This window comes from Brevundimonas sp. UBA7838, from assembly GCF_002500885.1.
GTDB lineage: Bacteria > Pseudomonadota > Alphaproteobacteria > Caulobacterales > Caulobacteraceae > Brevundimonas > Brevundimonas vesicularis_C.
The window spans coordinates 1-6,787 of record NZ_DLTK01000035.1 but is presented as its reverse complement, the minus strand read 5'-3'; the positions used below and the strand labels follow the sequence as shown (position 1 = coordinate 6,787).

Sequence of the window (6,787 nt, the reverse complement as noted above, 5' to 3'; positions counted from 1 at the left end):
GGCGCGGCGCGGCCGCCCGCCTAAGGCCGAGGCCAAGGCGGCGGGCGAGACGCGCGATCTGATCCTGGATGCAGCCGAGGATCTGTTCTCCAAACACGGCTTCTACGGCGTCACCATCCGCGAGGTGGCGCGCGAGGCGGGCGTGGATACGGCCCTGGTCCACTACTATTTCGGCGCCAAGCGCGAGCTGTTCGACGCCGTCTTCCTGCGCCGGGCCGAGGTCTGGAACGACGACCGCGTCGCCGCCATCGATCGCTATGCCGAGACGGCGGGTGACGACATGACGCTGGAAGGCTTGCTGGAGGCCTTCCTGCGGCCGCCGTTCGAATGGTCGCTGAAGGGCGGGCCGGGCTGGAAACATTATTCCGCCCTGGTGGCCCAGACCAACGCCAACCCCAGTTTCGGCGGCGAGACGATGGCGCGCTATTTCGACCCGGCCATCCACCGGCTGATCGAACTGATCGCCAAGGTGCTGCCGGGCGCCAGCGAGGTCGATCTTTACTGGGGCTATCACAATCTGTCGGGTGCCCTGACCCTGACCCTGGGCGAGACCGGGCGCCTGGACCGGCTGTCGAACGGGCGGGCGCGATCCGGCGATCTGGAGACGGCCGGCGACTATATGGTCCGGTTCGCGGCGGCTGGGTTCAGGGCCGTGGTCGGGATGTCGTCCCGCCAAACCTAATCTAGGCCTGATCAGTTAGGGCCGAAGAAGATCGCCCACATCAGACGACCAGGCAGGAAGGTGAAGGCGCCGGCGACGATCAGTCCGCCGACGAACATGCCCGTCATGGCGCGCCGGTGAACAGCCACCCGGTGACGGCGGGCGGCGTACACCGCCATAGGCAGCGCGACCACGGTCCAACCACTGAGCAGATGGATCAGGGACAGGCCGCCGGGTCCGGTCGGATTGAGCTGGTGGACGAAGAAAGAGCTGATCGCCGTCGTCCCCATCGCCACGACCCAGGCCCAGCCCAAGGTTCGGTGCAGCCGGTTTCCCTTAACTCCGATCAGCAGGACGACGCCGATCGCCAAGGCCGTCACGGCCGCCGCCACATGGATCTGCATCGCCGTCGGCGACGCCAGCAGCAGGCCCCAGCGCGGGGCGTGAAGCGCAAATCCCATTCGCGCCAGCCGCCCGTCGTCGATCGCCAGATAGGCGACGAGCGGAACGATCAGCAGAGCGAGGGCCAGGGCGGACCGGGCGAGGCGGGAAAGGCGAGGCATCGGACATCTCCGTTTGCCCGGTCGTGCCGCAGCGTCCCGCCCGCCGCATCGGGGCTTTCGCCAACGACCGTCTGTGCTGCGCCAACGCCCACCTGTCTTTCGCGCCCGCCTTTCAACGTGCCGGAAATCATGGTCTCAAGGCGCCATGACAACCCTCGCCGCAGACCGCCGCCGCACCTTCGTCAGAGGCCTGATTGTCGCCGTTCTGGGCGGCGTGTTTCTGGCGACGACCGGGGCGTTCGGCACGGCGGGCGCGACCTTCATTGAGCGACTGACCTATTGGGTGCTGGTCATGGTGTTGGGCGGACTGTGGGGGCATCTGTGCGGGGTGCTGGTCAGCCGGTTCCTGGATTCGGACGAGCGGCCGTGGCTAACCATCGCGGTCATGGTGGTCGTGATAACCGGGCCGCTGTGCGTGCTGGTCTGGGCGGCGACGGGCCTGTTCTTCGCCCAGAGACTCTATCCGCTGGCGGTGCTGCCTGAGCTCATCGTGCCCGTCGTGGTCATCACGGCGGCGGTGACGACGCTGAACGTCTTTCTGGGGCGGGCCGTGCCGGTCCAGACCCATGCGGCGCCGCCTGAGACAGCGGCCCGCCCTGTGCGATTTCTGGATCGTCTGCCCATGAAGCTGAAAGGTGCGACGATCCGGGCGGTGCAGGCCGAGGACCACTATCTGCGCATCTACACCGACCGGGGATCGGACCTGATCCTGATGCGGCTGTCGGACGCGGTGGAAGAGCTGGAGGGGCTGGAGGGCGCCCAGACGCACCGCAGCTGGTGGGTGGCGCGCGAGGCGGTGCGCGCCGTCGAACGCGGCGACGGCCGCGCGACCCTGACGCTGGACGGCGGCCTGTCGGCGCCGGTCAGCCGCCGTTACGCCCGGATGCCGCGCGACGCCGAATGGTGGTGACGCTCTCTTTAAGCGCATGATTCACGCTTCGGATCGGGGCCGCGTTGCGCCCCGATCCGACACGATCACGCGCTAGGGCGCGGGCTGGGTGGTCAGCATCGACGCAGGCGCGGCGCAGCCGGTCAGCTCGTCATCGCCGATCTCGACCTTGGCCGTCAGCGGATAGGTGCGGTCGCTCATGCCGTCCGAACATTCGGTGGCGATCAGCACGACGTTCAGCGCCTTGTTCAGATTGGTCGAGCTGGCGAAGGTCGCGACCGTGCCCTGGACCGTCGCGCCATGGTTCGGCGCGCGCTGGGTCGGCTGATCGACGCGGGTGTAGATCAGGGCGTCCGGCGTGATCTCCACGCCCCAGAAGGGTTCGGTCCCCAGCGCCCGCACCGGCTGGCCCAGATCGACCCCGCCCAGGGTGACGGCGGCCTGGGGCTGCGGCGCGGGCTTGGGTTTGGAATCCTCGCGGTCGTAACAGGCGCCGAGCGAGAGGCCGGCAAGGGCGATAGCGAATGGGGCGGCGGCGAGCGGAATGAGGCGCATGACGGCTCCTTTTGGTTCGGGCGCAGGTGAGGTCCCCGCCGCCCTCGGTCAAGGGGCGCGGCTGGGTTATGCTGGTCCCATGTCGATTCGCCCCACCGCATTCGAGTTCTTCGCCGGGGGCGGCCTGGCGGGGTTGGGACTGTCCGCCGCCGGCATCGACACCGTCTTCGCCAACGACATGGACGGGGCCAAGGCGCGCGCCTTCAAAACCAATCATCCGCACACGCCGTTTCGTCAGGGCGATGTTTGGACCCTGACCGTCGACGATCTGCCGGGACGGCCCGACATGGCCTGGGCCTCGTCGCCCTGTCAGGACGTCAGCCTGGCGGGCGCGCGCGGCGGGCTGGAGGCCGGGCGATCGGGGGCCTTCTGGGGCTTCTGGCGGCTGATGCAGGGGCTGGCGGTCGAGGGGCGCAGCCCGCGCCTGATCGTGCTGGAGAACGTCATCGGCCTGCTGACTTCCGGGCCAAGGAACGAAGTGGGGCGGGATTTCGCGGCCGTATGCACGGCGATGGTCGAGGCGGGCTATACGGTCGGCGCGCTGGAGATGGACGCCGCCCACTGGCTGCCCCAGTCGCGCCCGCGTTTGTTCGTTGTGGCCATCCAGGGCGAGGCCCCGCGCGTGGCCGGTCCGACCCAGCCCTTCCATTCAGCGCGTCTGGTCGCCGCCCACGCGCGCCTGCCCGAGGCGGTCAAGGCGGCCTGGGCCTGGTGGTCGCTGCCTTCGCCGTCGCAGCGCAATCTGGACCTGGCGGCCATTCTGGAGCCGGACGACGCCGTCACTTGGCTGGATGATGCGGACGCCATCCTGGCCCTGGCCGCGCCGCTGCACCGCGCCCGGATCGCGTCGGCCCTGGCGTCGGGCCAGCGCTGTGTCGGCGCCGCCTATCGCCGGGTGCGGACCGAGAACGGCCGCAAGGTCCAGCGTCTGGAAATCCGGTTCGATGGCCTGGCCGGATGCCTTCGTACGCCGGCTGGCGGCTCGTCACGACAATATGTGGTGGTGTGCGATCGGGGCCGGGCGCGGGTTCGGCGGCTGACCGGGCGCGAGGCCGCGCGGCTGATGGGCGTGTCGGACGACTATCGCCTGCCGTCGAGCGAAAGCGCGGCGCTGAAGCTGATGGGCGATGCGGTCGCCGTTCCGGTGGTCAGGGCGCTGGCCGAAGGGCTGCTGCTGCCGGCGCTGATGGATCGACGCGCCGCCGCCTGACGCCGTCGAGGGATCGCCAAGATCAAAACACCCCCCCCGGGCATCGCCCGAGGGGGGGGAAACTTACGGTCCTTAGCGCTGGACCCACTGGCCCTGGGCGTTGCGATACCATTGGCCCGAGGAGATGCGGGGCAGCAGCTGGGCCTCGAACATCCGGGCGCCGGCGACATCGGCCGAGGTGCCGGCGTCGGCGGCGCTGCGGGCATAGGCGGCGCGGCGGCCGGAGTTGGTGGCGTCCACGGCGGCGCGCAGGCTGGCGTCCGAGGTCGGGGTGCGGAAGCCTAGATAACCGTCGGCCTGCTCACCCACGGTGCCGGCGGCCTTGGCCTGGTCTATCTGCGCCTTCTGGGCGCTGGTCTGGGCGATGGCGGCGCCCGCGACGCCCAGAGCCGCAACGGCGGCGCCGATGACGAAGAGTTTGCGGAAGGTCATGTCAGCCTGTCCCTTTCAGAGAGAAGCGGGAAATCAGAAGAGGTTGGGGTTCTGCTGCAACAGCTGCTGCAGCTCCTGGTCCAGCCGAACGCGTACGTCGGCGTCCAGCTTGGCGTAGATCTGGATCGGCGCGACCTCAAGACGGATGGTCGGGGCGCAGGCCGCGAGGGCGACGACGACGGCTCCAAAACCGAGGCCGGCCAGTTGGCGCTTGTGGATCATGACGTGGGCTCCGGTTCGGCCGAGGGTGATGTCTCTAATAGCACGCCGTCCAATGAACGCGCGCTGAATGGTGAAGTTCAATCGGCAGACGCCGGGACGGGCGCGGGCGTCGCATCCTGCTGACCCTGGCGAGCGCGATTGACGGCCAGCAGATCCGAGATCAGCTGGTTGGCGTTCAGGGTCGTGTCCAGCGTCAGATCGATCTGGGTGTTCGACGGCAACGGCAGTTTGCGATTCAGGAACTGGCGGCTGATCAGTTCGCCGATCGTCAGCCGAAGCTCCTGACGTTTGGGCGGATCGTGGCGGCCGCGGATGTGGAACAGGACCGCCAGCCGGCCGCCGTCCAGGCTGTTCACATCGGCGCTGAGCTGATCGAAGGACAGGTTCTCCATCGCCTGATAGGCCAGGTCCTCGACGACGTTTTCCGACACCTCGCCGCCCCCGCCGCTGGCGGCGACATCGGTCAGGACGTCCCGCTTGATCGACAGGCGGCCCGGCTGGACCGCCTCCAGCTTGCCGGCGGTGATCTTGAGCCCGCGCTTGGGGTCCATGATGAAGGGCAGGCGGCCCGAGACGACGGCGTCCAGCTGAACCTTGTCGTCAAAGCCGGTGTCGGCGACGATATCGCCCAGCTGCACTCGGTCCAGCACGATCACGCCGCTGTAGGGCTGGGTGGCGTCCAGCGGGACGGTGAAGGGCTCGACCGAGACGGTCCCGCCTCCGGCGACGACCTGGGCGCCGTCGATCAGCACCCCGGCTTCATTGATCGAGAAGGTCACATCCAGCGCCGTGACCGCCGTGCCGACGGCGAGGCTGTCGGCCGTCAGCTTCTGGTTGGGTGCGGTGATCAGAGGCGTCAGGCTGCTGAAGACGATGTCGCCGCGCAGGCCCTTCACCGCCCCGACCGGACTGACGAAATCCAGGGCCGGCGTGACCAGATGGCCGCTGGAGGTCGGTTCGGCGTCCTTGGTCCAGTCGAAACGTCCGTCGAAGCTGACGGCGCCTTCGACCGGCGACTGCAGGAAGTTGGCGGCCAAGGGGCTGAGCATCTCCGGCTGAAGCCCCGGCTCGGAAAAGGCCACGTTCGGGGCGGTGATGACGATGCCGCCTGCGCCAATGCGCCCATCGTGCGCCAGGGTCAGGCGGCCGAGACCATAGGCGGCCGCCGCGCCCGTGCCCTTCAGATCGAAGGCGCCGCTCCAGCGTTCGTTGGCTAGCGTCGCAGATCCTGTGGCCGAAAGCGGTTCGAACCTTTCCGGCATCAGGGCGTCGATGACGCGGGCGGCGGCCACGTCGGCGGTCAGGCCGATGCCCGCCCTGGTCCCATCGACGGTGACACGGCCCGAAGCGTCGGCGAACCGCATGCCGAGGAAGGGCGCCTGGGCCGAGACTTGGGCGAAACCGCCCGCGACGCGCCAGACGCCGTCCTTGGACGTCAACAGCGGACCGCCCTGGGGACACAGCTTGCCGGCGACCTGATGGACGTCGTTCTCGTCCAGCTCCAGCCGCTCGACGGTCAGGTCGACGCAGTCCGATGTCGCATAGGTCAGCCGGCCGGCGTTCATCGCCAGGACGCCCCGCGTCCGGGCGTCGATGCCGCGCGCCAGGTCGAAATCCAGTCGGGCGCGACCGTCCAGCATGGCTTCGAACCCGCCCTCGGTCAGGCGCCAGTTCGGGATCGCGACGGACATTTCCGGCAGGCCCTTGCCGCGCGTGGCGGTCAGGGTCAGCGCCCCGCCGCCCAGCCGCCCCGGCTCGGCCTGGTAGGCGCCGCCCTGACCTTGAGCCACCGTCAGGACGCCGCCGTTTGCGGGCGTCAGGGTGACAGGACGCGACAGGGATACGGTCGTGCCGGCCGCGCCCGTGGCGAAGCGGATGGCGGGCGCGTTCAGGGCGAAGCGTCCCAGCGCGCGCTTCATCTCAGCCAGCTCGGCGATGTCGTCCGGGCCGACCGCGCCAAACAGGGGCCAGGCGCCGTCGGCGGCGCGCAGCGATCCGTTCGCCGCGATCTGAACCCCGCCGTCGCTGACCACGTCCAGGTCCACATCGGCGCGGCCGCGCTTCAGCGCCAGGTCGCCGAAACCGAAACGGTCGAAGGTCGCGCTCAATGGGCCTGTCGCCTCGAAGGCCGCATCCTTGCCGCCCACGGCCAGGTCGCGCGACGTCAACGACAATCCGCCGATCGTCGTCTGACCCGTCCGTCCCGAACCGGCGGTCAGGGCCAGCGGCCCCTGCATGCGCCAGCGCACGGCGTC

At 69.4% G+C, this 6,787-nt stretch carries 8 protein-coding genes; 3 read left to right on the top strand and 5 right to left on the bottom strand.

Translation table 11 applies throughout. The features are described from left to right. Window positions 1–682 (top strand): TetR/AcrR family transcriptional regulator (locus B3T77_RS02200; protein ID WP_292076736.1); only part of this gene is annotated, 682 nt, incomplete at its 5' end. Between the two features lie 11 nt (window positions 683–693). On the opposite strand, the gene B3T77_RS02195 is transcribed toward B3T77_RS02200, so the two are convergent. After that, window positions 694–1,224 (bottom strand): DUF2306 domain-containing protein, encoded by a 531-nt coding sequence (locus B3T77_RS02195; protein WP_292076734.1) that lies wholly within the window; start codon window positions 1,222–1,224, stop codon window positions 694–696. A gap of 145 nt (window positions 1,225–1,369) precedes the next feature. Here B3T77_RS02195 and B3T77_RS02190 point away from each other — a divergent pair, with 145 nt between their 5' ends. After that, window positions 1,370–2,134: a LytTR family DNA-binding domain-containing protein gene (locus tag B3T77_RS02190; protein WP_292076731.1), complete on the top strand. Its 765-nt coding sequence runs from the start codon at window positions 1,370–1,372 to the stop codon at window positions 2,132–2,134. A 72-nt stretch (window positions 2,135–2,206) separates the two neighbouring features. Here the strand turns inward: B3T77_RS02190 and B3T77_RS02185 are convergent, their stop codons facing one another. Continuing rightward, on the bottom strand, window positions 2,207–2,668 hold the full coding sequence (locus B3T77_RS02185) for a COG3650 family protein (RefSeq protein ID WP_292076728.1): 462 nt from the start codon (window positions 2,666–2,668) through the stop codon (window positions 2,207–2,209). Window positions 2,669–2,747: 79 nt separating this feature from the next. Between B3T77_RS02185 and B3T77_RS02180 the strand changes: the two genes are divergently transcribed. Continuing rightward, window positions 2,748–3,878, top strand: a complete 1,131-nt coding sequence (locus tag B3T77_RS02180) for a DNA cytosine methyltransferase (protein ID WP_292076726.1) — start codon at window positions 2,748–2,750, stop codon at window positions 3,876–3,878. 72 nt (window positions 3,879–3,950) lie between these two features. Here B3T77_RS02180 and B3T77_RS02175 read toward each other — a convergent pair whose 3' ends face one another. From B3T77_RS02175 to B3T77_RS02165, 3 genes are all read right to left on the bottom strand, one after another. After that, window positions 3,951–4,310 (bottom strand): DUF1318 domain-containing protein, encoded by a 360-nt coding sequence (locus B3T77_RS02175; RefSeq protein WP_055754619.1) that lies wholly within the window; start codon window positions 4,308–4,310, stop codon window positions 3,951–3,953. A 33-nt stretch (window positions 4,311–4,343) separates the two neighbouring features. Then, complete coding sequence (locus B3T77_RS02170) at window positions 4,344–4,532, bottom strand: YnbE family lipoprotein (RefSeq protein WP_055754620.1); 189 nt, start codon at window positions 4,530–4,532, stop codon at window positions 4,344–4,346. A gap of 77 nt (window positions 4,533–4,609) precedes the next feature. Then, on the bottom strand, window positions 4,610–6,787 hold a 2,178-nt coding region (locus B3T77_RS02165), incomplete at its 5' end, for an intermembrane phospholipid transport protein YdbH family protein (protein ID WP_292076721.1).

Excerpts from the sequence above, each read along its gene's own strand:
- B3T77_RS02195 (WP_292076734.1), bottom strand. The coding sequence starts at position 1,224 with ATGCCTCGCCTTTCCCGCCTCGCCCGGTCCGCCCTGGCCCTCGCTCTG.
- B3T77_RS02190 (WP_292076731.1), top strand. The coding sequence starts at position 1,370 with ATGACAACCCTCGCCGCAGACCGCCGCCGCACCTTCGTCAGAGGCCTG.
- B3T77_RS02185 (WP_292076728.1), bottom strand. The coding sequence starts at position 2,668 with ATGCGCCTCATTCCGCTCGCCGCCGCCCCATTCGCTATCGCCCTTGCC.
- B3T77_RS02180 (WP_292076726.1), top strand. The coding sequence starts at position 2,748 with ATGTCGATTCGCCCCACCGCATTCGAGTTCTTCGCCGGGGGCGGCCTG.
- B3T77_RS02175 (WP_055754619.1), bottom strand. The coding sequence starts at position 4,310 with ATGACCTTCCGCAAACTCTTCGTCATCGGCGCCGCCGTTGCGGCTCTG.
- B3T77_RS02170 (WP_055754620.1), bottom strand. The coding sequence starts at position 4,532 with ATGATCCACAAGCGCCAACTGGCCGGCCTCGGTTTTGGAGCCGTCGTC.